Origin of the sequence: Sphingomonas sp. ABOLE (assembly GCF_003950455.1) — a bacterium.
Lineage (GTDB): Bacteria > Pseudomonadota > Alphaproteobacteria > Sphingomonadales > Sphingomonadaceae > Sphingomonas > Sphingomonas trueperi.
This window is the reverse complement of record NZ_QQWY01000038.1, coordinates 1-25,914: the sequence shown is the minus strand read 5'-3', so window position 1 is coordinate 25,914 and position 25,914 is coordinate 1. Positions and strand designations below refer to the sequence as shown.

37 protein-coding genes and 1 pseudogene are annotated in these 25,914 nt (G+C 66.2%); 5 read left to right on the top strand and 33 right to left on the bottom strand.

Annotated features, from left to right (window positions below; translation table 11 throughout):
• Positions 1–3: 3 nt before the first annotated feature.
• Both CA234_RS19070 and CA234_RS19065 read right to left on the bottom strand, forming a co-directional pair.
• On the bottom strand, positions 4–2,307 hold the full coding sequence (locus CA234_RS19070; protein ID WP_046408780.1) for a type IV secretion system DNA-binding domain-containing protein: 2,304 nt from the start codon (positions 2,305–2,307) through the stop codon (positions 4–6).
• A complete protein-coding gene (locus CA234_RS19065) occupies positions 2,297–2,587 on the bottom strand; it encodes a hypothetical protein (protein ID WP_010339736.1) in 291 nt (96 codons plus the stop codon). The genes CA234_RS19070 and CA234_RS19065 overlap by 11 nt, the downstream gene beginning before the upstream one ends.
• A gap of 626 nt (positions 2,588–3,213) precedes the next feature.
• Here CA234_RS19065 and CA234_RS19060 point away from each other — a divergent pair.
• Positions 3,214–3,432 carry a hypothetical protein gene (locus CA234_RS19060; RefSeq protein ID WP_037448170.1) on the top strand — a complete coding sequence of 73 codons (219 nt, stop codon included), beginning with the start codon at positions 3,214–3,216 and terminating at the stop codon, positions 3,430–3,432.
• A 121-nt stretch (positions 3,433–3,553) separates the two neighbouring features.
• Here CA234_RS19060 and CA234_RS19055 read toward each other — a convergent pair whose 3' ends face one another.
• The gene (locus CA234_RS19055) at positions 3,554–3,778 is read right to left on the bottom strand and encodes a hypothetical protein (RefSeq protein WP_037448174.1); all 225 of its coding nucleotides are present in this window, start codon (positions 3,776–3,778) and stop codon (positions 3,554–3,556) included.
• A 333-nt stretch (positions 3,779–4,111) separates the two neighbouring features.
• Positions 4,112–4,357 carry a hypothetical protein gene (locus CA234_RS19050; protein ID WP_037448177.1) on the bottom strand — a complete coding sequence of 82 codons (246 nt, stop codon included), beginning with the start codon at positions 4,355–4,357 and terminating at the stop codon, positions 4,112–4,114.
• Between the two features lie 421 nt (positions 4,358–4,778).
• Here CA234_RS19050 and CA234_RS24455 point away from each other — a divergent pair, with 421 nt between their 5' ends.
• Positions 4,779–4,949 carry a hypothetical protein gene (locus CA234_RS24455; protein ID WP_164521873.1) on the top strand — a complete coding sequence of 57 codons (171 nt, stop codon included), beginning with the start codon at positions 4,779–4,781 and terminating at the stop codon, positions 4,947–4,949.
• 65 nt (positions 4,950–5,014) lie between these two features.
• Here the strand turns inward: CA234_RS24455 and CA234_RS19045 are convergent, their stop codons facing one another.
• Both CA234_RS19045 and CA234_RS19040 read right to left on the bottom strand, forming a co-directional pair.
• The gene (locus tag CA234_RS19045; RefSeq protein ID WP_037448180.1) at positions 5,015–5,593 is read right to left on the bottom strand and encodes a hypothetical protein; all 579 of its coding nucleotides are present in this window, start codon (positions 5,591–5,593) and stop codon (positions 5,015–5,017) included.
• A gap of 189 nt (positions 5,594–5,782) precedes the next feature.
• The gene (locus tag CA234_RS19040; protein WP_037448183.1) at positions 5,783–6,760 is read right to left on the bottom strand and encodes a DUF2493 domain-containing protein; all 978 of its coding nucleotides are present in this window, start codon (positions 6,758–6,760) and stop codon (positions 5,783–5,785) included.
• A 479-nt stretch (positions 6,761–7,239) separates the two neighbouring features.
• Here CA234_RS19040 and CA234_RS19035 point away from each other — a divergent pair, with 479 nt between their 5' ends.
• Both CA234_RS19035 and CA234_RS19030 read left to right on the top strand, forming a co-directional pair.
• Complete coding sequence (locus tag CA234_RS19035) at positions 7,240–7,887, top strand: hypothetical protein (RefSeq protein ID WP_234703100.1); 648 nt, start codon at positions 7,240–7,242, stop codon at positions 7,885–7,887.
• Between the two features lie 87 nt (positions 7,888–7,974).
• The gene (locus CA234_RS19030; RefSeq protein ID WP_233447709.1) at positions 7,975–8,178 is read left to right on the top strand and encodes a hypothetical protein; all 204 of its coding nucleotides are present in this window, start codon (positions 7,975–7,977) and stop codon (positions 8,176–8,178) included.
• 44 nt (positions 8,179–8,222) lie between these two features.
• On the opposite strand, the gene CA234_RS19025 is transcribed toward CA234_RS19030, so the two are convergent.
• From CA234_RS19025 to CA234_RS18910, 25 genes are all read right to left on the bottom strand, one after another.
• Positions 8,223–8,543: a single-stranded DNA-binding protein gene (locus CA234_RS19025; protein WP_037448186.1), complete on the bottom strand. Its 321-nt coding sequence runs from the start codon at positions 8,541–8,543 to the stop codon at positions 8,223–8,225.
• Positions 8,544–8,863: 320 nt separating this feature from the next.
• Entirely contained in the window at positions 8,864–9,301 is a 438-nt protein-coding gene (locus tag CA234_RS19020) for a hypothetical protein (protein ID WP_037448189.1), read from the bottom strand.
• 3 nt (positions 9,302–9,304) lie between these two features.
• A complete protein-coding gene (locus tag CA234_RS19015; protein WP_037448192.1) occupies positions 9,305–9,565 on the bottom strand; it encodes a type II toxin-antitoxin system Phd/YefM family antitoxin in 261 nt (86 codons plus the stop codon).
• Positions 9,566–9,624: 59 nt separating this feature from the next.
• Positions 9,625–10,128: an N-acetyltransferase gene (locus CA234_RS19010; protein WP_037448195.1), complete on the bottom strand. Its 504-nt coding sequence runs from the start codon at positions 10,126–10,128 to the stop codon at positions 9,625–9,627.
• A gap of 157 nt (positions 10,129–10,285) precedes the next feature.
• Positions 10,286–10,804 (bottom strand): DUF736 domain-containing protein, encoded by a 519-nt coding sequence (locus CA234_RS19005; RefSeq protein ID WP_037448199.1) that lies wholly within the window; start codon positions 10,802–10,804, stop codon positions 10,286–10,288.
• A 162-nt stretch (positions 10,805–10,966) separates the two neighbouring features.
• Positions 10,967–11,284 (bottom strand): hypothetical protein, encoded by a 318-nt coding sequence (locus CA234_RS19000; RefSeq protein WP_037448201.1) that lies wholly within the window; start codon positions 11,282–11,284, stop codon positions 10,967–10,969.
• A 65-nt stretch (positions 11,285–11,349) separates the two neighbouring features.
• Positions 11,350–12,048 (bottom strand): hypothetical protein, encoded by a 699-nt coding sequence (locus tag CA234_RS18995; RefSeq protein ID WP_037448204.1) that lies wholly within the window; start codon positions 12,046–12,048, stop codon positions 11,350–11,352.
• Entirely contained in the window at positions 12,038–12,526 is a 489-nt protein-coding gene (locus CA234_RS18990; protein WP_037448206.1) for a hypothetical protein, read from the bottom strand. The genes CA234_RS18995 and CA234_RS18990 overlap by 11 nt, the downstream gene beginning before the upstream one ends.
• Positions 12,527–12,641: 115 nt before the next feature.
• Positions 12,642–12,836 carry a hypothetical protein gene (locus CA234_RS18985; RefSeq protein ID WP_037448208.1) on the bottom strand — a complete coding sequence of 65 codons (195 nt, stop codon included), beginning with the start codon at positions 12,834–12,836 and terminating at the stop codon, positions 12,642–12,644.
• 39 nt (positions 12,837–12,875) lie between these two features.
• Positions 12,876–13,226, bottom strand: coding sequence for a DUF3768 domain-containing protein (locus tag CA234_RS18980; protein ID WP_037448212.1), 351 nt, complete (start codon positions 13,224–13,226; stop codon positions 12,876–12,878).
• Positions 13,223–14,158 carry a hypothetical protein gene (locus tag CA234_RS18975; RefSeq protein ID WP_174544458.1) on the bottom strand — a complete coding sequence of 312 codons (936 nt, stop codon included), beginning with the start codon at positions 14,156–14,158 and terminating at the stop codon, positions 13,223–13,225. Before CA234_RS18975 ends, CA234_RS18980 begins: the two co-directional genes overlap by 4 nt.
• Before the next feature lie 91 nt (positions 14,159–14,249).
• Positions 14,250–14,630 carry a hypothetical protein gene (locus tag CA234_RS18970; RefSeq protein ID WP_037448218.1) on the bottom strand — a complete coding sequence of 127 codons (381 nt, stop codon included), beginning with the start codon at positions 14,628–14,630 and terminating at the stop codon, positions 14,250–14,252.
• The gene (locus CA234_RS18965) at positions 14,623–15,447 is read right to left on the bottom strand and encodes a hypothetical protein (RefSeq protein WP_037448220.1); all 825 of its coding nucleotides are present in this window, start codon (positions 15,445–15,447) and stop codon (positions 14,623–14,625) included. The genes CA234_RS18970 and CA234_RS18965 overlap by 8 nt, the downstream gene beginning before the upstream one ends.
• Positions 15,448–15,465: 18 nt before the next feature.
• The gene (locus tag CA234_RS18960) at positions 15,466–15,789 is read right to left on the bottom strand and encodes a hypothetical protein (protein ID WP_037448223.1); all 324 of its coding nucleotides are present in this window, start codon (positions 15,787–15,789) and stop codon (positions 15,466–15,468) included.
• Positions 15,786–16,937, bottom strand: coding sequence for a phosphoadenosine phosphosulfate reductase family protein (locus tag CA234_RS18955; RefSeq protein WP_079247000.1), 1,152 nt, complete (start codon positions 16,935–16,937; stop codon positions 15,786–15,788). The genes CA234_RS18960 and CA234_RS18955 overlap by 4 nt, the downstream gene beginning before the upstream one ends.
• A 38-nt stretch (positions 16,938–16,975) precedes the next feature.
• Positions 16,976–17,620 carry a hypothetical protein gene (locus CA234_RS18950; RefSeq protein ID WP_037448226.1) on the bottom strand — a complete coding sequence of 215 codons (645 nt, stop codon included), beginning with the start codon at positions 17,618–17,620 and terminating at the stop codon, positions 16,976–16,978.
• Between the two features lie 84 nt (positions 17,621–17,704).
• Positions 17,705–18,463, bottom strand: coding sequence for a PRTRC system ThiF family protein (locus CA234_RS18945; RefSeq protein ID WP_037448228.1), 759 nt, complete (start codon positions 18,461–18,463; stop codon positions 17,705–17,707).
• On the bottom strand, positions 18,453–19,112 hold the full coding sequence (locus CA234_RS18940) for a PRTRC system protein A (protein ID WP_046407164.1): 660 nt from the start codon (positions 19,110–19,112) through the stop codon (positions 18,453–18,455). Before CA234_RS18940 ends, CA234_RS18945 begins: the two co-directional genes overlap by 11 nt.
• On the bottom strand, positions 19,109–19,936 hold the full coding sequence (locus CA234_RS18935) for a PRTRC system protein B (RefSeq protein WP_126002488.1): 828 nt from the start codon (positions 19,934–19,936) through the stop codon (positions 19,109–19,111). Before CA234_RS18935 ends, CA234_RS18940 begins: the two co-directional genes overlap by 4 nt.
• Positions 19,937–19,943: 7 nt before the next feature.
• Positions 19,944–20,861 carry a hypothetical protein gene (locus tag CA234_RS18930; RefSeq protein WP_205499366.1) on the bottom strand — a complete coding sequence of 306 codons (918 nt, stop codon included), beginning with the start codon at positions 20,859–20,861 and terminating at the stop codon, positions 19,944–19,946.
• A 22-nt stretch (positions 20,862–20,883) separates the two neighbouring features.
• Positions 20,884–21,108 (bottom strand): hypothetical protein, encoded by a 225-nt coding sequence (locus tag CA234_RS25035; RefSeq protein ID WP_205499365.1) that lies wholly within the window; start codon positions 21,106–21,108, stop codon positions 20,884–20,886.
• A 2-nt stretch (positions 21,109–21,110) separates the two neighbouring features.
• Complete coding sequence (locus CA234_RS18925) at positions 21,111–21,317, bottom strand: PRTRC system protein C (RefSeq protein WP_046407168.1); 207 nt, start codon at positions 21,315–21,317, stop codon at positions 21,111–21,113.
• 43 nt (positions 21,318–21,360) lie between these two features.
• A complete protein-coding gene (locus tag CA234_RS18920; protein WP_126002487.1) occupies positions 21,361–21,789 on the bottom strand; it encodes a PRTRC system protein E in 429 nt (142 codons plus the stop codon).
• A gap of 36 nt (positions 21,790–21,825) precedes the next feature.
• The gene (locus tag CA234_RS18915; RefSeq protein WP_046407172.1) at positions 21,826–23,433 is read right to left on the bottom strand and encodes a PRTRC system ParB family protein; all 1,608 of its coding nucleotides are present in this window, start codon (positions 23,431–23,433) and stop codon (positions 21,826–21,828) included.
• A 101-nt stretch (positions 23,434–23,534) separates the two neighbouring features.
• A complete protein-coding gene (locus CA234_RS18910; RefSeq protein ID WP_126002486.1) occupies positions 23,535–24,545 on the bottom strand; it encodes a hypothetical protein in 1,011 nt (336 codons plus the stop codon).
• Between the two features lie 75 nt (positions 24,546–24,620).
• Between CA234_RS18910 and CA234_RS18905 the strand changes: the two genes are divergently transcribed.
• Complete coding sequence (locus tag CA234_RS18905; RefSeq protein ID WP_126002485.1) at positions 24,621–25,109, top strand: hypothetical protein; 489 nt, start codon at positions 24,621–24,623, stop codon at positions 25,107–25,109.
• 101 nt (positions 25,110–25,210) lie between these two features.
• Here CA234_RS18905 and CA234_RS18900 read toward each other — a convergent pair whose 3' ends face one another.
• Positions 25,211–25,411: a hypothetical protein gene (locus CA234_RS18900; protein ID WP_126002484.1), complete on the bottom strand. Its 201-nt coding sequence runs from the start codon at positions 25,409–25,411 to the stop codon at positions 25,211–25,213.
• Between the two features lie 37 nt (positions 25,412–25,448).
• A pseudogene (locus CA234_RS18895) lies at positions 25,449–25,790 on the bottom strand (hypothetical protein); the annotation flags it as partial.
• Between the last annotated feature and the right edge of the window lie 124 nt (positions 25,791–25,914).

The window sequence follows — 25,914 nt, the reverse complement described above, 5'->3', positions numbered from 1 at the left end:
TGGCTAGATCCCCATGTCCATGCCGTCAGGCTCGCGGCCGGCGGAGAAATCCTGGCGTAGCTCGACGATCGTCTGATCCTCGACCCGCGGCGCGCTGTGATGGCTGCGACCGTCCTTTCGATCATCACGTTCTCGGGCCTGCGCTGCCTCCTGCTCTGCTGCCGCGCGCGCAGTCTGTGCGATGTCGGCCGCATGTTGACGGGGTGCCTGTCCGTCGCGGTCGGCGTTGTTTTCGTGAACCGCCTTGCTGGTCGATTCCTTCTCCGCATCGACCTCGGCAGACAGGATGCGCGCGGCCATTTCCTTCGCCACGTTGACCGGCTCTACCACCTCCTGGATCACCTGGCCGGCACCATCACGCCCACCGGCTTCACCACCCCCTTCTCCGTCGAACACTTCCTCTCCGCGCTTCGATCGCACCGGCTTCATGTCGGGGCGGGGCAGGAAGCCGTCCGCGACCTGGGGATAGTCCTTCCAGACGAGCTTGATCCGAGCGGCCGGGAAGCCGTCGGGGAACTTCACGAAGCCATGCATCGAGGGCAGGTTCGTGATGTCGTCGGCGATCACGAGCGGTTCGACCTGCTTGCGCGGAGTCAGCGTCGAGGCGTCGCGCGTGTTGTTGTAGCCGTAGCTGTAGGCCTCATCCATCTGGCGGACTTCGCGGTTGCCGATATAGCGGGCGCACTGCTCGGCGGTGTCGAGATCGGCGGTCGCGAGGATGAGCTTGGAGCGGGCAAGCGAGGCGAGATTGCGGGCGCCCTGCTCGCCATAGACCTCGACCAGCTTTTCGAAGCTGTGGATGCCGAGGATCATTGCGCCGCCGAAGGCGCGGGCCGTCTGAAGGCCATTCTCGATGGCTGGCAGCCGGTGAAGTGCGCCGAGCTCGTCGAACATGAACCAGGTGCGCAGCGACCGCGTGCGCGGCATGGTCATGAGCCGGTTGATGGCGAGGTCCATCCAGAGCGTCAGCAGCGCCCGGTTCATCGGCATGTCGACGTAATTTGAGGTGATGAAAAGGATGGAGCCTGGCTTCTTCTCACCCGTGATCCATTCGCGGATCGAGAAGCGCGGACCCTCGTCTGGCAGGAAGCGGAGGACCTGCGCGTTCGTGTTGAAGACGGCGCGGATCGACTCCGCCATGCGGGCGGCTTCCGGGGCCGTCAGAGGGTCGGCGATGGTGTTCTGAAGGTAGCGGTGAACGCGCTTTAGATCGGCCGTCATCAGATGTTCCGACAGCGCGAGATTGGTGGTCTCACCACGCTCCTGCAGGCGGACGCACATTTCGATGAAGAGAGTTCGCGCCGCGAGCGCCCAGAACGGTTCTGAGGAGCCGCCGTCCGACGGGATCAGGGCCGCAGCGGCGGCGGTAAACTCACTGTGGGTGCAGCAGTCCGAAAAGATCGACCATGCCGGGCAGCGCCGGTCCATCGGATTGAGGATCGTATCGCGCTCGGGGTCATAGAATGCCTCGACATAGGCACCGGTGAGATCAAAGATGACGGCGCTGTCCTGACGCTCGCGCATCTGCTTGACGAGGCTGCGCAGCTCGGTCGTCTTGCCCGACCCGGTGGTGCCGACCAGCATCGTGTGCGACTGTTCCATCCGGTGCGGGAACGGGATGCCGGCGAGTATGTAGGGATGGTGGATCCCGGCGGCCTTGCGCGCCGCAAAGGGCAGTTGCAGCACCTGCCGCGGCGAGAGGTCGGGCAGGCACTCCCGGGCTTCCTTTTCGAACGCCGCCTGGTTGTGTTGGGACACCTCCGCGAGAAGCAGTTCGCGCTCGACTAGCATGGCGCCCCGCTCGTGTCGCTCCTGCAGGATCGACCGGCCCCGACGCCGCGAAATATCGACGAACCAGATGGTCAGCGGGATCGTGAGAAAGACGGAGACGAGGATGGCGCCGAGCAGGCCCCGCACGGCCACACTCCAGGCCCTCTGGACCTCGGGCATATACTGCACGACCGCCATGATCGTGCGGTGGATTTCGCCGTTGGGGAGGGTGACGTTGACCCGCTTGGCAGGGTCCAGTCCGACCCAGTCCCAAAGCATCGCGTAGAGCTTCATGCAGACGAGCTGGAAGCCGTGCTCGTCGAGCTTGAGCGATAAGATGATGAACCAGGCCGCGAGGAAGGCGAAGAACCACAGGATGAAGGGCAGCTTCGCGCCCGAGAACCACATCAGCATCTCGTGGGTGAGAAGCTGGCTTCCGCGCGTGAAATTGCCGGCGTTGCGATGGACTTTGCCCCGCGCCGAATGATGGGTCAGGGGTATGGCGCGGCCATCGGTGCGGATGTCCTTACGCGCCATGGTATTGCTCCAGGCGCTTGTCCGCATTGGCGATGATCCGCTCGCGGAATTCGGGATATTGCTCGCTGATGATGACGTCGAGCGCGAGCTGCATGAACTCGCTGATCCGCGCCAATCGGCGGTGGCTGGACGTGATGACGCTCGCCGTGCCGAGATAGGCATCGACTGCCGCCCGGATGATCTCGGAGGGCTTGCATTCCTGGTCCGTCGCGAGGGCCAGAATGCGATCATACTGCTGGCGGTCGAGCCGGACCGTGCAGTGCCGTGTCGTCGAGGACAAACCAGCCTCCTAGCAGAGAGGCTGGTGGGGACCTGAGAAAGCGTGTGGAGATATAACCGATCGCGCGGTGGGCGGCAAAGAGAAATGGGGAACACAGAGCGCGTGGCACCACGTGGCACGGCTAAGTCACTGAAAGCTTGGGATAAACAGACTCCCTCGCGAACGTCCCACGCCGTGGCACGCTCTCCGGTCGCCCTAAGCTATTGAGGGAACACGGGAATCCTGCACCTTCAGGTGCGTAGGGTGTGCGCATATCCCAAGAGACCGCTATATGGTCCCGGACCTGTCCGGAGGTCGTTGGAAATGGCCCGTAGCCGGGTCCGGTTGGGCAGAGGTCCGCCGGCAGGCGGAACGGCGAGAATCGACCCGCGCGAAGTCAGGGGCCACCAGCGGGCGCCTTGGTCAGGCGAGGATCGTCACCCGAATGGGCGGAGACAAGGCGCTTGCCTTGGCTCCGTGAGGTTGGGTTGCCGGGCCCCAACGGGGTGCGGCAGCCCTAGCGAATAGAGCCGTCATCGGGCGTGAAGCCCGATGCGCCCCCGCACCATTCTTCTCCTTCCGGGGCGGAGGCTCTCCCGCTATGGTCGGACTGTTCATAGCCCGATCAGCCTTGAACAGAGGCACCTATGGCAAAGACACTGGAACAGGAGCGCGCAGCGTTCGAAGCGGATGCACAGCGATTGGAGGAACGGCGCCGAAAGCTCGAAGAGCGAGAGCGCGAGCAGGCCATAACGGCGGTGGAAAAAGCGGGCCTGCTGAAGCTTGAAATCAGGCGGCTGACCGCGATCGTCGAGCGGGTAAAATCGCTCGGAATCGACGAGGTTGAAAAGCGGCTGAGGGCCTGAACCCAGCCTGCCGCGGCAGCGCCGCGGCACGGGCATAGGGGGTTCGATGCCCCCTATGCCCGTATTCCTTCCAGCAAAAAAAGGGGAGAGGCGACGCGCGCGCCTCCCCTTTTTGTCGGTCTCAGAATTCGTCGAGGACCCCGCCCGGCGCGGTGTAGACGATCCGGTCGATCATCGCCGGCGTCAGGTTCCCGTAATCGCCCTCGTCGATGGCGAGATACCCCTGCTCTTCGTCCTCGATGACATGTTGATCGAAGAAGCTGTGAAGCGCCCGGCGTTCCGCGTTGGCGACCGCTGCGAAGTAGGCGTTGTTGTGGGCGGCGGCGGTGTTGGTGATCGTCTGCATGGCTATGCTCCTGTCTGTCTTGAATGACAGGGGAAGGCGCGTCGGGCGGGTGAGGTCGGGTCAAGGATCGCCGGCTTGCCGGCGACCGCGCAGCGGCGGTGGGGGTCACGATTTTCTTCGGCGGCCACCGGTGTCGAGGGGGGAGCGCTGCGCTCGATCCGCCGGAGAAAATGGTGGGGCCCCGCCGTCCTTGAGGCGGCCTCGCCCGGCCGACAGAATGGGAAGACTGTGAGAGATGTTTCCTCTCGGTCGGAGGACCAGGCCGAGGCGTAGCGGCGTGCGGACCGGCGGGTCCGCGCGTCACGCGAGCGAGCCTGCGTCTGGCAGCCTTCGCTATTCCATGCCGTCATGGAACAGCCTCCAGAGGAGCGCGTCCCCTTCAATCTCGCGGAGCCGAAGCTCCAGCGACAGGGCCGCTTCCCGCTCCGCGATCCGGGCGTTTTCGGCGGTCGTGAGGGCGGCGCGATCGATTCCGGAGAGAAAGGTTTCTCGGTGGTTGAGGAGGCGCCGCAGCCGTGCCGTTTCGCGGTCGATCGATGCGATGGCGGCGACGGCAGCGTGGGTTGCGGATACGGTCATGGTTGCGCTCCAGGTGCGAGGGGATTGAGCGCTCGAGCGCCCTTTCGTTCGAGACGCCGCCGTTTTGGCGGAGGGAGAGAAGAGGAGCCCGGCGCGCGACCCCGCCCAAGGGCTGATCAGGGGTGCCCGTCGCAGTGGCAGTAGGGCATGGCCGCTGTGCCTTGGTGTCGCGGATGGTCTGTGTTAGTTCCCGCGCTGCGCTGCGAAGGCCGTGGCGCCGGGACTGGTAATCCCGTCGAGAAAGGCAACTCGGTGTGGTTTCACGCCGGGGTGCCTGCGCATATGTCCAGGTGCCTCGGCACTAAAAGCGTAGGCGCATGTCTCGACGTGTTACCAGCCCCGGCTCCCGCGCCCCAGCGCGGGAGTTGCTTGGCGAGAGCGCCCAAGTTGCTCCGATGATGGTCGCGCTCCGGAATGCGATATGGACCTCAACGAGAAGGATCCGGGCGTGACACGGGCGCTCGCCTTGGCGCTGATGCGTCAGGCGCGCGAGTATCTCGGCGCGATCGGCGAGGACGAGGCGTCGCTTCATCTGCAACGCGCGATCGATGCCCTCCTGAAGCCCGCGCCCGGCAATTCGGCGCAAGCCTGAGCGGCAAAAAAGGGCGCGCCATGCGAGGTGACGCGCCCTCCTTCGGCGGCGGGAACGGGCGGAGGCTATGCCCATTCCAGCCGCGAAGTGTCGTCGGCGTCGGCCAGGCCGATGAGCTGGTCGAGCCGATCAAGATACGGGGTGATCCCCTCCTCCTCCGCACGGCGCCGGACGGCCGGGTTGGCAAGCCGCACGCGGACGGCATCTATGGGTATTTCGCCGATGCTGTCCGGCGCCAGTCCGAGGCTCTCAAGCAGGACAGCGGCGTTGCCCGAGGCGAGATCGAGTTCGAGGCCCCGATCGGAGGTGAGAGCGACCCGCATGGCGATCGTTGCTGCCCCCTCGTCCCGCCATACGCTGACCCGGCGGCATCGGAACTGGGCCTCTTCGACGACGCTGATGACGTTCGCGTCGAAGTCGAAAATCCTCGCGATCGCGGCCAGCGCGAGTGGGCAGACGCGTGCTTCGAAGTGATAGGAAAGATACTCGTCCTCGGGCGCGTCGGGGTCGAGCAGAACGGCTCTGCAGCGGGCGCTTTCCTCGCGAAGGAAAGTCCGGAAGGCGGCGAGTTGCCGGGCGTTGATGGTGGCTCGCGGACCCGGCTGGTCATCGGCCGCCGTCGCGATACGGAACGTGATGGACATCTCGTCCTCCCTTGTTGAACCGCAGCCGATCCTCCCCCTCTCCTTTTCCGCCAGCGGCGGGATGCCGGAGCGAGCGCGCAGGCGCTCAGTCTCGCGGCGCGAAGGGGCTCGATGCCCCTGAGCGCCGCTTGTCGACGCAAGAAAGGAAGAGAGGCCCCGGCTTACGCCGGAGCCTCTCGGACAAGCGCCTCAGGCGGCGCGTTGGCCCCGCTGCTGGGTGAGGCGGACGATGTGCAGCGGAACACCCGCCTGCCGCAGCTTCTGGGCGAGATTCTGCTGGATGCCCGAGCCTTCGCAGATGACCGCTTCGACCGGCTTGAGGTTGAGGATGCGGTCGTTGCGGACGAAGGCGGCGCGGTTGCCCTGGCTGCGATCGAGGCGGAACTGGATTACCTTTACGCCGCGCGAGGCGGCCCATGCGTGCGCCACGGCATCGCACCCCTTGGCCTGCGCGGTCGTCGCGAGGATCATCTCCGGGATGCGCGCCTTGATGCTGTCGAGACCCTTCCAGAGCAGGTCGCCGTCTTCCCAGACCTGACCGCCCGAGAAGGCCACCACAGGTCCTTCGGGCGCGAACTGTTCGCGGCGCTCGCGGGCGCGTGAGGCGAGATAGTCGCGGGCGTCGATCATCGATGCGTTGAGCGCGCTCGACACCCTGCTTCCCCGGACCGGCGAGAAGGGCTTGCCGGTTTCGACGCGATATACTTCGGCGGCGTGGTCGCGCATGCATTCCATCGCTTCCCGGCAACCTTGCAGCGTCTGACACAGGAGCTGCGTGTCCTCCAGTTCGGTCGCGTAGATCTCGGAGGGGTCGTAGGCGCGGGCGAGGTCGCCGAGCTTCTTGGCCGCGTCGTCCTCCCGGCCCTCGATCCGCTTCGCCACGACGTGGAAGCTGTTCGCGAAACCCCAGGCGAGATCGGTCGCGAAGGCCTCCATGCGCGTGTCGCGCAGCACATCGAACATCGTCTGCATCATCATCTCGACGGCGGCCCGGACTTGCTCGGGGTCGGGCATGTCCAGCGCTTCCGGCGCCTCGACGATGCTGAGCTTGGCCATCTCGCTATGCTCGATGAAAGCGCCTTCGTAGGTCTGGGTCAGGTCCTCGTTTTCCCGCGCGGCGGCAATGTGGCTGGCGAGGTCGGCGAAGTTGGTGAAACTGGTCTGCATGATAGCCTCCTTGGAATCTCATCCATTCGATGAGGCTTCTCATTCGACGTGCGGCGGTCGTGCCGGTCAGGGACGTTAACCGGGAAGCCGGCGCCAGTCGGATCCCGGTTAACGCCGCGAAGCGGGGAGCGGGGGAGCCGATTTTCTCGGGCCCGGAGCGCAGCGCAGGGTGCGTGAAAATTGGGGGAACCGCTCATCCTTGACGGGCTCGGATCCCCGCACGTCACAACTAGGAATTCAGAGAGAGAGATTTTTTGGTCACCACCTCTCCTCACGCTCCCCGCAGGGTGATCGTCACCCGTAAGGGCGGAGACCCGGCGGAGACGGGGCTCCGGGAGCGACAGCGAGTAGAGCGCCGGTCCCGCCCGCAGGGTGGGATGCGTCGAACCATTGGCGGTTGATGACAGCGCGACGACGGCAGGTCGCAGGCGGCGGGCAAATCTGGCAAGCAGCGTCTTTGACGAACCTGCGGAGTGCGCGTGAAGGCCCTGATCCAGGCGAACTATGAGGAGCGATTGTCGCGCTATGCGACGCTGCTGCACGGGACCGAGCCACCCGGCCTGGCCGCCAAGCTCGGCGTCTATGCGCAGCTGCTCCGGCAGCATGAAATCCATGGCGATCGCCTCTGGACGATCGAGCCGATCCTCTATCCATTGATGCTGTCGGCCGAGACCGACCTCCACCTGGCCGTCGCGCGGCTGCTCGAGGATCCCCGCCGGGCGGAGGGCAGCGTGTTTGCGTTTCTGGAGTTCTGTCGGAAGAACCGGGAAAACATCGCCTGGAAGGCGGGCACACCACCCGCCGATGTGCTCGACGCGCAGGTCGCGGCGCTCGAGAGTCATCGGCCGACGATCGCGGCGATCATGGGCCGCCGGGACCGGTTCTTCGCGCACCTGGACAAGAAGTATTTCCTCGATCCGGGGCGAATCTACGAGGATTATCCGCTTGAAGGGTCTGCGGTTATCGCGCTCGCCAATGCTGTGATCGCCGTGATCTCGGAGCACCAGTGGAAGCTCAGGGAGCACGCCAATTTCCATTTCGCCGAGTTCTTCGAGATCGGTGTCGACAACATGGTGCGCAATCTCGAGGCGGGCCGCCGCCAGAACTACCCGGGCCAGCTCGACTGACATCGATCGATCGATTGTCGGTCCGCCGGCGGCACGAAAAATGCTATACGGAGTCGGGGCGCAGGATCACGATGCATGGAGAGCGTCATGAGATTGGCGATGGACGAGGCCATGATCCGGGACGCCGCGGAGGCACTCGCCGCGCGGTTCAAGGATCTGCTGGTCGACGGCTTGGCGCGCAGCTTCACCCTGTCGCGCGACGAGGTGGTGCTGGCGCTGGGTTTCACGCAGAGCGTGGCCGACCTGCTGACGCCGACGATCCCGGCGCCGGCGATGCGGCTTCCGGCCTGAACACAGGCGGACAGAGCGGCGCGTGAGCGCCGCTCCGTTGCGCTTCAGAAGAAGTCGATCTTGTCGGCGATGATCTCGCAGCCGTAGCGCGTCACGCCGTCGCGGTCCTCCCAGCTCGAATAATGCAGGCGGCCGGTGATCGCGACCACGTTGCCCTTCTCCCGGATCGCGGCGGCACGGCCGAGACCGTTGAAGCAGGTGATCTTGTGAAACTCGGTTTCCTTGGCGGTGTAGCCGGTGGCCTCGTCGACATAGGTCTTGCCGTCCCTGAGCTTCACGCGATCGGTCGCGACGATGAGGGTGGTGACGGTGCCGCGCGTCTCGGGGTCCTTGGCGACCCGGCCGGTGATGTTGACGTTGTTCATGGGACTGCTCCTTCCGATGCTGCGGCGGCCTTTCCGCCGGTGACACCGAAGAGCGGCGTGCGGGCGCGGCCGACACCGGAGCGCGAAGCGCGGAGGGAAACCCCGGGAGCGAGCTGGCGCGGGCAGCCGCGTAGCGGCAACACGGGCGAGCGGATGGGGTTGTGGGACGCGGCCGTCTCGCCGCAGGTGTCAGGAACCGGCGACGGAAAGGCGCTGGCACCAAAGGATGACGGGGACCCACCACGTCGATGCGGGGCCGATCGGCGATTGACCGGCAAATGCAGCGTCATCTCATTGGACGCGTCTGGCGGCGCAATGGGTCAGGAGGTCCGCTTAACCTGGGCGATCTTGCCAGCGTCGTAGGCGGCAAGCCAACGCGTGCGAATGGTCTCGTAGAGGCTGGCCGGGAGCACGCCGTATGCGACGTCGCCGGCCGGATCGCCGGGCGCTGGACGCAGGTCGGGGCCGGGCCATTGGAAGTGGTTGAGTTCGGTGAGGATCACCCATGATCGCTCGTCGTCGAGGCCAAGGCGCGCCTTCGTGGCCGCCGGGATCTCCACCGCGAGTTTAGGGTCAGCCGGGGGCGTGTGCGTCACCGGAAGGACGGTGACCATTCTTGCGCCGGCCTTGGTGGTTGCGGTCAGGAGGATGGCGCAGGGGCGGTCCTTGCTGCCCTCTTCGTGGCCGGCCTTGGCTTCGTGGCTCCAGAGATAGGCGTAGCGGATGACGAGGCCTGGAACCGGTTCAGGTATTTTCACGCGTCAGGACTCGACCTCGTTATCGAACGCGGCTGCCTCGGCAGGCGCTCGCGCGGCGCGCACGCCCTCGGCAATCTCGTCCGGGATGTTGTCGAGCGTGTAGACCTGACGATCACGGCTCTTGAGCCGCTGATATTCGGCATGCGACAGAAGCACGAGGCTTTCATGCCCATGATGGGTGATGGTCAGCGGGCTCTCGAGGGCCTGGCGGCTGAAGCGGCCGAAGGATTTCGAGACCTCGACGGAACTGGCGGTCTGGGGCATGGCGATTCTCCTGCCCGGAATATACGGAGTTTCCGGATAAATTCAAGGACGGCGGCTGACTATCGGGCAGGTCGCGTCCAGAGCGAGAGGTTCCCTCTGGCGCCTTGCCAGTCCTGGCCTTGGCGCGAGAAGCCCGCCCGGCTCAGCTTCCCGTGCATCCTGGGATTGTCGGTCGTGGCGAAGCAGGCTTTGGTGAGCGGATCGGCCACGGCGCGAACGAGGCGCTCCCCGAGGCCCTGCCCTTCCATGTCCTTTGCCACGACGATGTAGCCAAGTTCCGGGGCATCCTCATAGCCATCGATTGCCACGCCGGCCTCGGCGAACTTCTTGCAACGATAGTTTGTGGACGGGTCTTTGAGGACGCCGGCACCGACGATGCGATTGGTCCCGGGCTCGCGAAGCAGTTCCACGCGGTGGCTTCGGCCGAGCCGCGGCAGGATACGTTCGATCGTGTCGGGGATCGCCCCGCCGTCTTTCACAAGCGCTGCAAGCGCTCGTTGATCGTCCCGCCCGAGGTCGGTGAAGCGGCCGGTCCAGGAAACGGGTTGATCATCGGCCGCCATCGGCACTCCTTGCTGACCGCGTGTCCGCGGCTTCCCGGATTCTACCGAAGATCGGTGTCCGGCCTATAGCCGGAAACAGAAAAAAGGGCCCGCTTCGCCGGGGGGAGCGAAGCGAGCCCTGGTGATCCGTGCGCCCGATGAGGCGCACGGCGTGAGGTCAGTCGGCCATCTCGGGCTGGCGGCGGCGACGGCCGCCGGAAGCGGGCTCGCCACCGGAGGCGGGCTCTCCGCCGAACGCGCCATCGGCCGAGGATTCGCCGAGCCCGTCCGTGCCTGCCGGCGCCGCCGGCTCGCCCGCGCCCGGCAGCGGCGGCAGGCCGTCGTCGGCCGCGACCGTGTCGGTGGGCGCATCGCGGCGGCGCGTCGGACGCGACCAGACGATGTTGTAGGAGCCGTCCTCCTGGCGGAAGGCCGAGATGTAGAGCGGCTTGTCGAGGCTCGGATCCTCGATCTTGCCGTTGAGGAAGGTCTCGCCGGTCGAGTTGGACGAGAGTTCGAACAGCGCGCCGACCTGAACCCACTGGCGGGCAGCCGAGAGCGCGAGGATCTCGAACTTGGGCGCGCGGGGATTGGCGGAGTGGACGGTGCGCAGCGCGATCACGATCGCGACGGTCAGCGTCGAGATCTTGCCGGTGTAGGTGCCGCTGGCGTTCTGGGTGATGGTGCCGATGTTCATGGGTGGTCTCCTGAGAAAGTTCGCTCGAACCCCTTGTCCGAACACCTTCTCTGACCCCCTCCTCTCCTCGGCCGTTCGGCCGAGTAAGGCGCGTCAGCGCCGCTCCGACAAGCGCCACTTCGGCGCCGTCGGGATCGTGTCACTGACCGAGTGGAACGGGAGTCAGGACTTTCGCGCGAGCGAAGGACGCCAAAGGGCGATGATGTCCTGCATCTCCTCGGCAAAGCCCAAGCTATCGATGTAGACGGCGCCGCGGTCGTTCTGCCCGAGGAAGCCGATAACGCTGGTGATGTCGTTGGCGATGGCGATATCGAGGCCGAAGAGATCGGCAATCTCGAAATGGCCGAGATCGGGGCCATTCCACCAAGCCATCAGGAAGTTCGCGACGCGGCGCGCCTGGCCGGTGTCGCTCATCGCGATTGGGATCAGGCGCGTCAGCGCCGCGCGCGCGGAATCATAGTCGGTCTGGATCGAAGTCATCGGCGGGCTCCCGGATGACAAGCTATCGGGATGCGTGCGCTGCGCAAAGGACTTCCCGCTGCCCCTCAGAGACGCAGCGGCGCTGGCATCGCCAGCCATTCGGGCTGATCGTCCGCGATCGGAAGGTCGAACTTCGCGGCCTCGGTCTCGCTGAACACGGTCGCCCGCGCAAGGCTGCCGAAGCCGTCCTCATTGTTCCAGAAGCTGAGGCCGGGTTCGCCGTTGCGCGTGGCAAGGACAAAACCGTCCGCGCCTTCGTCGCTCGCCCGGGCGATGGCACGATCGAGCATCAGCGAGGTGTGGCCATATTCGATCGTGTCGGCGGTTATCGCGACATAGCCGCCGCCAAACTCGCCGGCGCGCAGTCTGTCGCAATCCGACGCCCACTCGAAACCGAACGGCAATGCCGACGGGGCGCAGCGCTGGATGAGCTTGGCCGCGGTCTCCACGCCGAACTGCTCGCCCGATAAGAAGACCACGACCACGCCGTCCGCATCGGGCCCGGCGAAGTCGATGTCGAAATCTAGGCTCGGATAATTTTCGTCCCGGAAGAGGTCGAGCAGCCCGTCGAACGGGCTCTCCGGCGTGCGCGGGAAGAGCGCGGCGAAGTCCGCGCCCAGGTCGCGATAGTGGGCCTCGAGCACGTCGAGGCCTATCTCGGCATCGTCGATCATCTCGATCGCGCCGACGACGCGGTGAAGAAGATCGGCCTCAGCGCTGGTGACCGCAATGCCGAACGCGGCCTTGGTATAGCTATTGGACATGACGGCCTCCGTGGCTGGCGGGGTTGTCGGCATCGACACCGCGGACGACGAGCGGCGGCACGGTGAATTCGGCAGTATCGAAATGCGCGAGGACGGCCTCGAACGAGCCGAGCATCTCGATCTTGCTTCGGCTGATGACGACCTCGTCATCCTCGGTGACCGCGTAGGACGTGATGCGCTCGTCGCCGGTCGAAACGACGCGTTCAGGTCCCCACTGGCCGGAATAGCCGCCGCACCATCGAACGAAGGGCAATCGATGGGAAAGGCACCAGCTTTCGAGATCGTCGAAGCTGCCGCCGGCCACCTCATGGGCGAAGAGGCTGCGCGGCTCACCCGCGACATGATGATGCGCTTCGAAAGGCTCGCCGTCCCATTCGATGGCGAGTCGCTCGCTTGCGATGATGTCGACCAGCTCGTCGAACTCGGCGGCGTTGAGCGTGCCTCCGACGATGATCGAGGCGGATACGCGATCGGCCATATGGACCTCCTTCGGTTGTGCGCGCCTCGGCGCGCATGAATTGACCGGCACGCGCTCGGCCGCCCCGCCCGGGACGGACGCATGCTGCCCGGCCTCGGTTGCGGAGCATTGCGGCTTATCCGCCGCTGCGCCGCATCCGGTGCTGGACGTGGCGGGCTGCGCCTTCGGCGCTGCTGATCGCCTTGCCGGCGGCCGACGCCGCCTGGCGGGCGCCAGCCTGGCGGAGAAGAGTCCGCGCTTCGCGCAGTCGTTCGACCGCGATGGCGATGGCCTGCCCGTGCTCGGGCGTGGCCGGGGTGATCCGGCGCATATCATTCCTCCGAAAGGGATGGAGCGGCGCGCGAGGCACCTAATCGTCTTCGGGCAGCATGATCGTCATGACCCGTGTCGTGACATCGGGGTCGCCCGGATCCTCGGAGCCCCATTCGAGCGAGCGATCATAATAGTCGATCGCAAAGCGGATCGCCCTGCCCCTGAACAGGACCTCGCCGCGGCGGCGTTCATCGCGCTCGTCGGCCGCGAAGGCGCACCGGTCGATCGCCATCAGCAATTCGCCATGGGCGCGCAGCGTCGCGTCGGGGTCTGAGCCTTCGGCGAGCGCCGCTGCGCAAGCGGCGGTGATGACGATCCGCGCCGCCGGATCGAGACCTTGCCGGACGCGATCGTTGAGCGTGGCGATGCGGGAGAGCTGGTCTGTCATTCTGCCTCCATCAGGCCGGCATTGAAGGTCGCGATCCAGGCTTCCATCGTCGGACGCTCTGAGACCGGCACGAGGCTGGCCGCGTCCTGGAAACGGATCAGGTTGGTCGGGGCGTCGCGGCGGATCGCCGCGATCTCGGCCTCGGGAAGGAGCCGCTCCGCCCGGATAAAGTCGGTAATCTTGCCCGGCTTGGTCTTGGTCGAGCGGCGCCACAGGCCTTCGACGGACCGGAGCCGGGGCTCGGCTCGGGCCTCGATCAGGACAATCAGGCGCAGGCACCAGGAGGGAAGCGCGCGAACCTCGTCAGGCCGGATCGCTCCGCAAAAGAAGCAGCTTGATTTGGGAGGCACCGGCAGGCCGGCCGAGACGATGCGCGCCACGCAGCGATCGCGGGTCCAGCCCCATTCGCGCAGCGGATAGCGGCACTCGAACAGGGGGTCGTCGATGGCGGAGGCGTGCGCGTAGCGACGACTGTCGGCGGGCGACGCATCGTAGCCGATCAGGCGAACGACCTTCTGACCGCGAGACCAGGCGGTCTGCGCCGGCGCCCAGTCGCGAAGGTAGGCATCCTGCGGCGCGACCTTCCATTTGAGCGAGCAGCTATGTCGGCCCAGGCTGATGCTGGGAAGCGTTGCGTTGGTGAGCACATTGGCCAGGATCGAGTAGTAAGGCGGCCAGTGTTTGAAGCGTCGGGGAACGTACCGGACAATCTCATAGGGGATGCCGCGCGCCGCCATCCACGCCGCCATCATCTCCTGATAGGCATAGGTCTCGGGCTTCTCGGCCCCGGGATCGGCGGACAGGACGAGATCAGGAGCCTCGCCGCGGGCCTCCAGCTCCACGAGCAGCGCGGTGGAATCGACGCCGATACCGTAGGCGAGGACGACCGGTGGCGGGGCGGAAACCAGGATGTAGTCGGGAGACCGGGCCATCCCGGCCTCGGCGTGAGGAAAAGCGGACATGAAGGATGGCCTCGGATCTTGAAGGCGGTCATCGCCTCCGATCCTCCAGACCCCCCTCCCCTCATTCCTGGCGGCTGGGCTCGCCCAGGAGGATGACGGCGATCGACGGCTTGTCATCGGCATCGAGCTTGCGGCTGTCGAACACCTGTCGGCCGCCGAGGCCGATCGTCAGCATCTCGAAGGTCGGCGAGATGCCGCCGTTGGCGTTCGCGATGTTCGTGCCGTGATCGTGATACTGGATGTCGACGAAGCTGGGCGGCGCGCCGCGCTTGTGCTCGCCGAAGAAGAACGTGACCCTTCGCCCGTCCGACGTCTTCGCCGTTATCGTGAAGTTGCCGTCGGGGATGTCGACCGGAAGCGTCGGCACGTCGTTGAACCGGGCAAAGCCGATGCTCTCGGCATCGGCCGCCGTCATGACGGGGAGGGTCGTGATGTCAGCCATGGTTGGTCTCCGCATCGACAGGAAAGAGCGGCAGCGTGGGGTGCCGGATCGGAAGAGCCTTGGGATAGGGCAACCGGGGGAGCGCGCGGCCTCGGCGGCGCGCCTCTCGGGTGAGCTCGAAGCAATAGGCATAGAGCCCGGCTTGCTGGTGGGCGAGGAGATGCCGCTCGCGTTGAAGCCGCCAGAGCCAGCGGCGCGGCTCCTCGCCTATCGACGGCCTCGGGACGCCGAGCGCGACCAGCTGGTCGATCGCACCAGCATGTCCTTGCTCGCCGAGACGAATTTTTGAGAGGGTCCGTCCCGAGATGGTGATGTCGCCGACGCGGAGCATGGTACGCGGCCTCGTGATCGCCCGGTGCGCGGCCGAGAGCGCGCAATAGACCCGGCCAATATGCCCGGCGCCGGGGTCGCTATACGAGACCACGGCCTCGATTCCCGGCCGTTCACGGCGGAGGTGCCGGAAGGCGCGCGCCACGAAGAAGCTCTCGCCGTTCTGCGGCACTGCGTCGGTCAGGATGAGACGGGCCAGGACGCAGCCGCGTGCGGGATCGTCGAAGCCGGTGTGGCGTGAGATCACGGCGCCGGTGGTCGGCACTGCGAAAACGGCGACGCCTTCGAGAGCACCACTGCGATCGAACAGGCCGACAGCGACTTGGGCCGCCGGATAGGTCGGGAGGTAGTGGTGCCGTGCGATGAACGCGCGCGCCACGGCATGGTCGATGACCTCGACCCGATAGGCGCTTGGATCGATGAGCTCGAGGTCGCGCGCCCATAGCGCGCGCCGCTCGCGCCATCGCTGGCTGCGGTCGGTTTGCATGAGGTGATGATCCGAAGGTCAGAGCAGACGAGGCTGACGGGCGTGATCGTCCAGCATTTGCCGTGCGAAGCGCTCGGCGCCCGCCTGGTCGGTTGATGGGAGCAGGTCGTGTGTGCAAAGCAGGCGAAAGCTATGATCGCGTTCCATCGCGCACAGCCATCGATCACGGCCCTCGACATCCACCATCGTGAGGGCGAGGCACCGCGACCCGGCATAAGGGTTGGTGTCGATCGGATCGCCGGCGAAGCCGGCCAGCGACCAGAAGCGCCAGCCGAGCGGCGGCTGATCCTCGATCTCGGCGGTGAGGCGACATTGGCCGATGGCGACATCGATCGCCGTCATCGCGCGGCCTTCCGTGGCGCGACCGCGAGAAGCTCGGCAAATCGCTCCATGATCGAAACCGCGGTGGGAAATCGGTCTGGCAGGGAATGGCGTGCCAGGATCGGGCGCCGGGCCGCGGCAATGTCCTCGGCCTCGGCCGGAGTGGGCAGCCGGGGCGGCCAACCTTTGACGTATCGCAGACCTGGCGGCATCGACGCTTCTAGACGGCGGCGCTCGAGCTGGTCGGCCTTGGCGCGCGCGACGTCCGACCTGAGCCCGGCGCTCAGCAGCCGGGGCGCGACGTCGGCGAGCCACCGCGTCGGCTGGAAGGGGAACGTCGAACGAGCCTCGATGCCGACCAGTTCACGATAAACCTCGGCATTCGACGGCGCCGCTGCCGACGCCTCGAGGTCCTGCAGCGAGGCGAAAATGCAATAGCGACAGGACAGCCGGCTCGAGCCCCACGTCGAATAAGCTTCATGCAGCAGGATCCCGAGCATGCGGTGGGCGTGAAACACGTCGCTGCTCGTCCAGTCGGCAATCGGATGCCACGTCATCATCGTCGTTCCGTGCCGGTTCCCGGCCTTGGCGTACCGCTCGTCGGCCTTGGCGATCGGGATCGAGGCCCGGTTGTGGCTTTCGTCGCGGCGCAGCCCGAGAACGGAGATGATTTGTTCGCCCTGGTGCATTCGGGCAACCGCCGGTCCGATCACCGCCGCCTTCATTTCGGATTGGCAGAAGCGAAGCGATGCCGACGACCACGGTCCGATCAGATTATAGGTCTCGAGCGCCGCGTATCGCCGCTTGCCGCTCTCGAAACGCTGGATCCAGCGATCGACCAGGTCGCCCGCCGCTCGCCGGACGACAGTGAGCGGCATGCCCGCCTCGGCGGCGATGCGCTGGACGGTCTCCGGGGTCGTGGCCCATTCGGCACGGCCGAGATCGGCATGGATCGCCATCCGCCGTTCGCGCGGATGACCGACGAGATCGAGGAATAGGTTGACCGCGGCCATCGCGGCGCTCGAATCCTTTCCGCCCGACAGGTTGAAGACGATCCAGGCGCCGGCCCGGATAGCGCCGATGATTTCGGGCGTGAGGGCAATGCCCGGAAGCTCCGGGCTGATCATGTGCGATGAAGCCGCCGAGGCGAGGCGAGCGTGGTGGATCATGGTCTGCTCCGGCGGCGAGAGGGCGAACGCGAGGCCGGTCAGGCGAACAGCCGATCCGCCTGGGTGACGGACGGCGAGAGCTGCAGGTCCCGCCGAAGCTGCTGCGCAAAGCGATCGGGGGCGAGCAGTGCAGTGACGGGCGCGAAGTGATTGCGCTGGCCGCAATAGTCGGTTCGGCCGCTGACGCGGCGGTAGAGAACCTCCCGATCCTGGCCCAGCCCGCCTAGCGAGAGCTGGACATAAACCTCGTCACCATGGAGCGTGATCTCGCCGGAGACCGCAGCACCGCCCTTGTTGGAGCGGACGGAGTAGCTCTCGGCCTCGAGGCCCAGGGCCTCGGCGAGCCGGCGCATCGCGGTCCGCCCTTCGGCATGGAAGGTGCGCTTCGCGGCCTCGTCATAGGCGACGCCGCGATAGGCGAGCGTGCGAAGCACAGGATGTCGGCGGATTTCGGCGATCTGGTCCATGCAGGTGCGGCGCAGGGCCATGCTGTCCGGGCGGCGCTCGGCTACCGACACGAGGTGCCTCACGAGCAGGATGACGGCTGCGTCGGTCTCAGCGTCCTTTCCGGCATTGCGACAGTCGGTGATCGCCGCGTGAATGGCGTGCAATCCTGCGCCGATGGTGGTCAGGGCGCTGGGGTCGAGCGCCTGCTGGTGGCGCATCGCGACATCGTAGGTCATGGACGGGGTACTCCGGTCTCAAGCGCAAATCCGCTCGACCAGCCCCTCCCCTCTCTTCTCCTTCACGCCGGCGGGCGTCGACGATCAAGCAGCCGCCGGCAGGGGTATCGGGGCGCAGCGTCCGCTGCCGAGATTGATGAAAGCTCCGGCGTGACCGATCGACCCGCGACCGAGCAGGTCGAACAGGAGTGAGAGCGCGTGGCTCGCGACGATGCGGTTCACGAAGAGGGATTGTCGCTCCAGGGCCTCGGCGACCGAGCAGGATGGCGCGTCGTCGTCCGGCACGCTCTCGTCAGCGAGTTCCGGAAAATATTCGAGGACGGTGGGCAGGCGACGCTCGTTCCGGCGATGGGCAGCGGCGGGGCAGCCGATGATGTATTGGCCATCGCCGGCGCGGTTGCCGAGGTCCAGCCAATAGGCGGGTGCCTTGGACCCTCCACCGAGCGCGGCGCCGAGGGCGCGGCGAGCTGAGGCGGTATCGACGCAGCTGATCAGAATGTCCGCCCCCGATACATCGATCGCCTCGGGCGCTCGGCCGTGAACGGCTCGCCAGGCGAGACCGTGCGCAAGGTTGATCCGCTCCGTCAGCGTATGGGCTTTGGAGTTGCCGAGATCGCAGCGGTAGAAGGGCTGCCGGCCGAGGTTCGCCTCGGTTACGACGTCATCGTCGACCACGATCACATGAAGGGATCGCGACGAAATTGCGCGCAACGCCGTATCGAGCGAGGCGAGGCCCATCAGAATCTGGGCGCCATTTCCCCCGCACCCGATCAGAACGACATTGATTACGCGGTGGTGGAGCCCTTCCGGCAGGAAGTGGCGATCACGTGTTTCAGGCGTCATGGCCGTATCCTTCGAAGGGGCTGCGCGGGAGCGGAAGAAACATCCCGCCGGCGCAAAGCCGAGAGGCAAACTCGGGACTGTCGGGACCGCCAAGGCGACCGATGACGAGCGCAATCTTGGTCGCGTGAGCGTCATCGGCATCGTCCGTGGCGCTGAAGAAGGCCCGGCCATGGCCGTGGCTGTGGATATCGCAGACGATGTGGCGGTTCCCGGGCAGGACAGGTGTCCGATAGACCAGGCGCGACGGCGTCGCCTGGTCGATCTGCGGGAAATCGAGAAGGAAGCGCCGATCGTCCTCGTCCCACACGATGAAGGCGGCCGCCTCATTGGGCAGCGCCGCGCCGAAATGATCGATGATCTGGGCCAAGAACGCCCGCGGTATCAGGCCGCACCGAAGGTTGGCGCGAGGCTCGCCCACGCTGCCATAGGGAAGGTAGGCGGCAATCGGCGGCGTGACAGGCACATCGAGCTCGAGCCACGGGCGCCTGACAATCAGGAAGACGCCGTCTCGGCCGATCGCGAGGCAATGGCCCGCGCGCGAAGCCCGTACCGCGTCCAGGCCGGGTGAGCTGCCGCTCGGCGGCGCAGGGAAGCACGGGACGGCCGCGAGCAAGGCAGCCGCCGTGGGGTCATCGGCGAGAGCCGTCATCGTCTCGTCCTTTCGATGAGTTGGCCAAGCGTCAGCGGCTCGATAGCCTTGCGGGACGATGCCGCAACCGACCGACGTTTGACGGCGAAAGCCTTGAGACGCCTGACCGGGAAGCGGGCGGCGCGGCGCGCCGCAAGGTCGTCCCAGAGGGAGATGAGTCCACCCTTGCCCGAGACCGTCTGGTCCTGCCCGTGATTGGGATGAGTCGACCAGGACTCGAACAATGCCCGCTCGAAGTCCGGGATGGCGGAGACGGACAGCGTTCCGGGCTTCGGGATATTCCCCCAGCAAAGCGTGCCGTCGGCGTAGACATTGAGGATCGGCGAATGGAAGACGATAGAGTCGGCAGTCGGCCGCTCATCCTCTCGAAGCGCGTAGACTCCCAGCGATCGCTTCGTGGCAACGAGCAGGTGGGCCGGGTAAGGGACCGAAACCACCGTTCTGGTGGAAAGAGCCTTCAGGCCGGCGAGCGGCGTGCTCAGATTGAAGTAGGCCGGACGAACCTTCGCCGGGATCCACCACGCGAGGAGATCCTGGTGCGCAACGAGCACGTTGTGCGGGAGGAGCTCGGGCGCGGCGGCGCGACCCAAGGCCTCGGACCATTGGCGCAGGTGCGCCCGTGTCAGCGGCGTGCCGGCGGCGATCCTCGGCCCGGCGTCGTCATCATGCTCGATGTGATGAAGGCTGGCGAACGCCCGCCCATCCTGGCCGGGAGCGCCGTAGCGCGTGCCGCTTCTCGCGGCCTCGGTTCGATAAAGCAGGATGGCGTTGGTCAGCACCAGCCCGCCGGCGGTGGCTTCGAATTGGGTCGAATGCTTTGACATGGCTGCCTCACAGGGTGTCGGGATCGAGCTGGATCAGCTCTTGGGCGGCGAGCAGAAGCCGGGCGCCCGCCTCGAGCGATGCGAACCAATCGGTGACGCGAGCGGCGTCCGGCAACGGGCAGAGGCCGGCGATGTCCATGAAACCGTATTCCATGCCGTGGCGTGCGACATCGTCGACCTCGCGCGCGAACTGCTCGACGGGCACGAGCGTCAGAGGAGGCAATGACGAGCACTCCTCCAGGTCCGGCAGATATTCGTGGAGGGTCGCGCCGTCGAAATGCCAGGCGTTCTTCTCATCCGGCAGGGCCCGAAGCGCCCGGTGGCTGCATCGCAGATTGCGAAGCGCGCTGCGCAGGCCGTTCGGCAGCGACCGCAGCGGCGCTGCGTTCGCCGCGATCATCCAGTCCGGCCTTCTGTCATTCATGTCAGAGGGAAGGATGGTGTCTTCAAGATCCTCCGGATCGGCACCATGATAGGCCACGAGCGCGTCGCGAGCGGCTTTGTCCTCGATTTCGCCATCCCAATAGTACATCGAGATTTCTTCGAAGAGATCGTCGTAGCCGAAGATCGGAAGCGCTGAGCCCATGGTCCGGGCGAGCGCGGTATAGGCAGCGGCGCGCCAGCCGATCTGGGCGTCGCTGGTCTCGATCCAGCCGAGGTCGAGCTGTCCCATACTGTCGCAGACGATGGCGATGGCCGGCGCGTCCATGTCCTCGCTGTTGAGGACGGCGACGCGCAGTTCGGCCAGTTCGAGCGGCCTGAGAATATCCAGAACCGCCTTATCGAAAACGCGCTCGATGCGGCGTCGAGCCTCAGCGCGCGTGCAACGCCGTGCCGTCTGGTCGCGCGATGCGACCCAACCGCCAATCAGCTTGTGATGACGTGCAAGCGGCTGATCGAAACTGACCGGGATCTCCCGGGACAAGACGACCGACCGACCGGCCAGGTCAGCCGAGCGGGGGCAGTCGCAAGCCGTTGGGAGACTGGAGGGGCTCGGCCGGTTCGCCGTGTTGCGATGCCGGGTCGATGAGGATCTTGAGGTGGAGGGCCTGGGCCTGCGGGTCGCAGGGTGGTCCGGGAGAGCGGGTAGCGTCGCCATCATCGAACTCGATCCATTCGAGAAGTGTCTTGCGGGATGCGGCGGGAAGGACCGCGTCGGCCTTGCGCGCCACGGCTATCCCTTGGTGCCGACCGCGCGGCGGTACTCGGTGACATGGGTACCCGCGGTGACGCCGGCGTCGACCAGTTCGGCGTTCAGGATCGCGGGATAGAGAGTGGCGTGATACGCGCGCAGGCCCTGCGGGTCTTCGGCAAGGTGGGGCGGAACCGGAAGGTCGATCCCGTCATATCGATAAGCGCGCGAAAGGTGATTGATCTGCATGGGGCTTCTCCTGAGAGATTGAACACGGGCCGAAGCGGGGCCGTCACCAAAGACTTGCCGGCTCGTTCGATTTGGCCTCGGCCGGGAGCGCGCTCGGAGCTGGTGCCGGCGACGCGGAAGTGGTCGCCGTCCTTGCCGGCGCCGGTGTTGGCCTTGCCTTGGCGGCCTCGGCCGAGGCGAACTTGGCGGCTTCAGCGGCCTCACGTTGATCGGCGATCTGATCGGCGAGAGTCTTGCGCGTCGCGATCAGCTGACCGAGTGCGCCGTCGGCGCCACGCGCGAGTTCCGCGTCGATTTCCGCTGCGCTTGCGGTGATCGAGATGGGCCGTGTCTCGCCGACCTCGAGGGCGGCCGCCGTGCCCTCGACCTTCCGAGGGATGACGGTCAGGGTCACAGTGTCGTCCGGCCCGGCGACAAGGTCGAACCCTAGCGAATAGCGGTGGAGCAGTGGGAGCAGGTTTGCGATAAGCATGGTCGTTCGTCCTTGTTCGGATGCGAGGAAAGTGGATCAGGCGGCGAGCGCATCGACGCGGCGGCTGGACATCGGGGCGGCGCCGGGCGCCGCGCCATATTGCCCGTCGAGGGTCATCGCGCTCGGCAGCCGGCCCGCCCAATCGAAGCCGGCGGCGTTCAGCATTCCGGTGACCAGATCGGCCTTCTTGGAGCCGAGAAGCTTGGCGAAGGCCTTCTCGCCCATGTGCGAGATCAGCCCGCACTCCCGGGCGACGAACTTCAGCTCGTCCTTGGTATATCGCTCGAGAAAGCCGCGATCGACCTGCCAGACCTGACGGATGTCGACGTCGAACGCCCTTGCGAGATCGGCGACATGGCTGAACGATTGCACGTCGCGGGCGTAGGCGGCGCCGATCGCCGAGAGCGCGGTTGCCGCCTGGGCCTCGGAAAGTTCGCGAACCTCATTGATTTTGCCCCCGAAGTCCAGATCAGGGAAGGACGGGTTGACGAGAAGGCCGGCTCGCGCCGTCAGCGTGCCCGACTTGATCTGGGAGAGCGTCCCGGTCAGCGCGGCGACGAGGATGGCGGTTCGAGCATCAAAAGCGTTGTCTGCGAGCCCGCGCGCCAGCGCGGTGCGCCAGGTTGCCTCCCGCAGATCGCTTGTGCGGCCCGCGATCGACTTCGCGGTGACGCTGGGGCCATTGGCATTCGCGTTCGATCGCACGGTCGCCCGACCTGACGGAGTTCCCGGCGCGAGCGCGGCTCGCCGAGCGGTCGCCTCGACCCCGTCCGCGCGCTCATCTTCCTGATCCTCGGCCTCATCAGCTTCGGCGAGGTCGCCTTCGTCGGGGGTGTCATCGGCTGCGGCGGAACGATCCTGCTCTTCCTGACGGGCCTGCTCGACCGCGTCCGTCTTGAGCTGGAAGCATGCCGCGTTGGTGCAATGGCCATCGTCGACGTGGGTCTCGAAGAGCGCGCGTTGGGTCCCGGAGTTGAAAGGACAGGTCGTGCATTCGGACTTGTCGAAACAGGCGTCGGCAAGGTTTTGGGTTACGCGCATGAGGAGGTCGCGGGTCTTCCCGATGTCGAGGCCGGCTCCCAGGATAGTCTCGAGCGCCTTGTCCTGCTTGTCCGCCGGCACGGCGGCGAGCAGCTCGGCGTGGCCGACCTTGATGCGGCGCTTGTCGAGCGCGAGCTTCACCGCGTCCGAAAGGTTGGCCAGCGCGAGGCGGCGGTCGAGCTTGGCGCGCGACCAGCCAAGACGTCGACCGGCCTCGCCGCGGTCGTTCTGGCAAGCGGCGAGGACCCGGACCGCGGCATCGGCCTGCTCGGTTTCGGAGGCGTCATCCCGGATATCGTTTTCGTCGATCGCCGCCTCGAGCGCTTCCTGGTCGGTCATTTCCCGGATGATGACCGGCGCTTCGCCGTCCGCACCGAACGCCTCGAGCGCGGCGCGATACCGCCGCCCGCCGGCGACGATGATGTAGCGATCCTTGCCATCGTCCGCCGGGCGCACCAGAATCGGCTGAAGCATGCCGCGCAGCCGGAGCGACGCGACAAGTTCGTCGTGCTTCTTGCTGTCGAAATAGCGGCGCGGGTTGTAGCCGATGGCTATCCGGGCGAGTGGGACCATGGTGGTTCCGGTGGGCTGGGGTGCGGTCACGGCCGATCTCCTTGCAGGGTAGCGGGCCACCTCCGTCGTAGATGGGCGCCTCGCTCTGGCGAGCCTCATGCTCACCCCATTCCTGCCCCCCTCCCCTCTCATCAGCCGGCGAGCCGCTCGCGGTAGATGTCGGCCGCCCATTGCTCGATCCACGGCGCTGTCATCTCGTCGTGATCGAGATCCCCGCTCTCGATGAGCTCGCGGATCTCGGCTCGAGCTTGCGCGATCGCCGTTTCCCAAGGGTCCGTCGGGACGCGATCGGGTTCCGCAGGCCGATGGTGCGGCAGGCGCAAAGGGTGGCTGGCAAGACGTGCGTGCTGTGCCGCCACCCACCGCGCCATATGGTCGGCCACGAAGCGGTCGCTCTTGGATACACGGGCCTGGCGGGCGGCCTGGCGGGCGCTGATGCCGTATGCCTGGCTGTCGATAGACGCGACCCGGTGCTCGAACGGAAGCAGGTATGGCAGCGCCGAACCCTTCACGCCAAATGCGTGCAGCCGGACCCCCTTGGGCAATATCTGATCCAGATGGTCGATGACGGCGATGACCCCCTCCGGACCATGGACGTCTCGCCGGCACATGCTGCCGACGCCGATCAGCGACCCGGGCTTCAGCGATCCCCCCAGCGCATCTATGCAGCGCTCATAGTCTTCCGGACGGCGGCCCTGGATGACCGGCATCAGGGTGTCGGCGATGCCGTGATCCTGGGCGAGACGGCGACAGTCGAGATTGGCGCGGATCGTGCGCGAGAGGCGGTCGATGACCTCTTCGCGGTCGCGAGCGATTTCTGCCTCGACGCAATAATCGGCGCTCGCCCACCACCGAAAGGGAAAGGCGGCCGCGAGCGCGACATAATCGACGAGCGACCAAGGGAAGCCGCCGTATCGAGCCGCCGCGACGAATCCGGCCGAGTCCAGGCAGAGCGCCGCCAGTCCCTTGCCATTTCTCAGCTGGGAAAGCCGCCACCCGTCCCATTCCCGCCACCCGCGGCGTTCGGTCCAACGAGACAATCCATTCGCGGAAATGAGAGTGGGCTGCTGCAATGCGCGAGCTTGGGCGAGGATCGGTCCCTCGCTCAGGTGCGGCAGCCCCACCATGATCTCAATCGGCATAGCGGCCTCCCTGGGCGTGATGATGTTGACGGCGCGGCGCGTTCACGATACGTTCCTTGGCGCAGGAGATTTGCCATGACGACGACACCGTTCCGCGAGCGCTTCGACCTCGACATCACGCTGCGAGATGCGGCGCTGGATTCCGAGAACCGGCCGACGCGCCGGATGATCGCGAACGCGTCGATCGGGATGCACGTCGAGGACGCCTATTATTCGGTTCGTGAACTGCGCGAGGCGGTGAGCTGGGTTCATGAGGGTATCCCCGCCGGCAAGGGAAAGCTGTCCGAGATCCTCGCCAACGATGGCGCCGACGACTTCCAGCGTTGCATCTATTTCTGCCTGGCCGGGCGCGGCGTGGTGGCGATGCTCGACGATCTGGAATGGCTCGAGGATCTGCTCGAACGCCGCGGCCGTGTCGCGGGAGAGCAGGGGCGGCTGAAGGCGACCCGGATGCCGCTCACCAACCCCTATGTCGCCGACGCGCCGGACGGTCCGATAGTGAAGCTGGACGCCGCTTTCGAGCAGGGACCGTCTTGGTGGGCCGATCCGACCTTATCCTGCTGAGCGGAAGTCGGCGCCCGAACTCAGGCCTCGCGTCTCGCATCGGGCGGGCCGGGTCGTCGGCGAGATGATTCGCGGCTCGCGCAAAGGGATAGATCACCGCTTCAAAGCACCATCTCGACTTCGACGCGCTCGCCAAACGCCGGCCAAGTGCAGACGCGGAAAGGCTGGATCGGATTGGTGGTGCGCACGATGCTGACGCGACCCGGCCGCTCGTCGAACAGCCGGGAGGCGACGCGGTTCGCGTTTTCGCGACTGCAGAGGAGAAGACGCTTAGGGGACAGGCCGGTGCTCAGGTCAAGCATGTCAGATCCTTCTCGGAAAGCATGATACCGGCAGGACTCAGGCGAAGATCGTCTTGTGGATCTTCGTCGTCGGCACGATCCGCCATTGCCGCTCCATGAGGCGGCTGATCCGGTAGCGGCCGCGGGTCTCAGGGTCGCGAAGGGTCACTCGGCGCCCCTGCTTCTCGACAATGAATTCCTGCCCGACATGGCCGTCCGAGAAGGTGACCGGCTGCTCCAGCCGGATCCGATCGCCGTCCGCGACCTTGCGCGAGCGGCGTTTCAGGTTCTCGGCGCAGCGACGACGCCAGTCGAGCGCGTGCTCCTTGTCGGTCGGCGTCAGCAGGTCGAGGATGTGCTGGGGGCATCCGTCCTCGCACGGCCCCATCGACTCCGTCAGTCGGGTAGGATTGGTGCTGCTCATGGAGTCAGCCCTGATCCCCCCGCCGAACCGCACGTGCAGCTTTCACCGCATGCGGCTCTCCACTGTGACGAACCATCACTTTGCCGTAGATCGGGCAGGC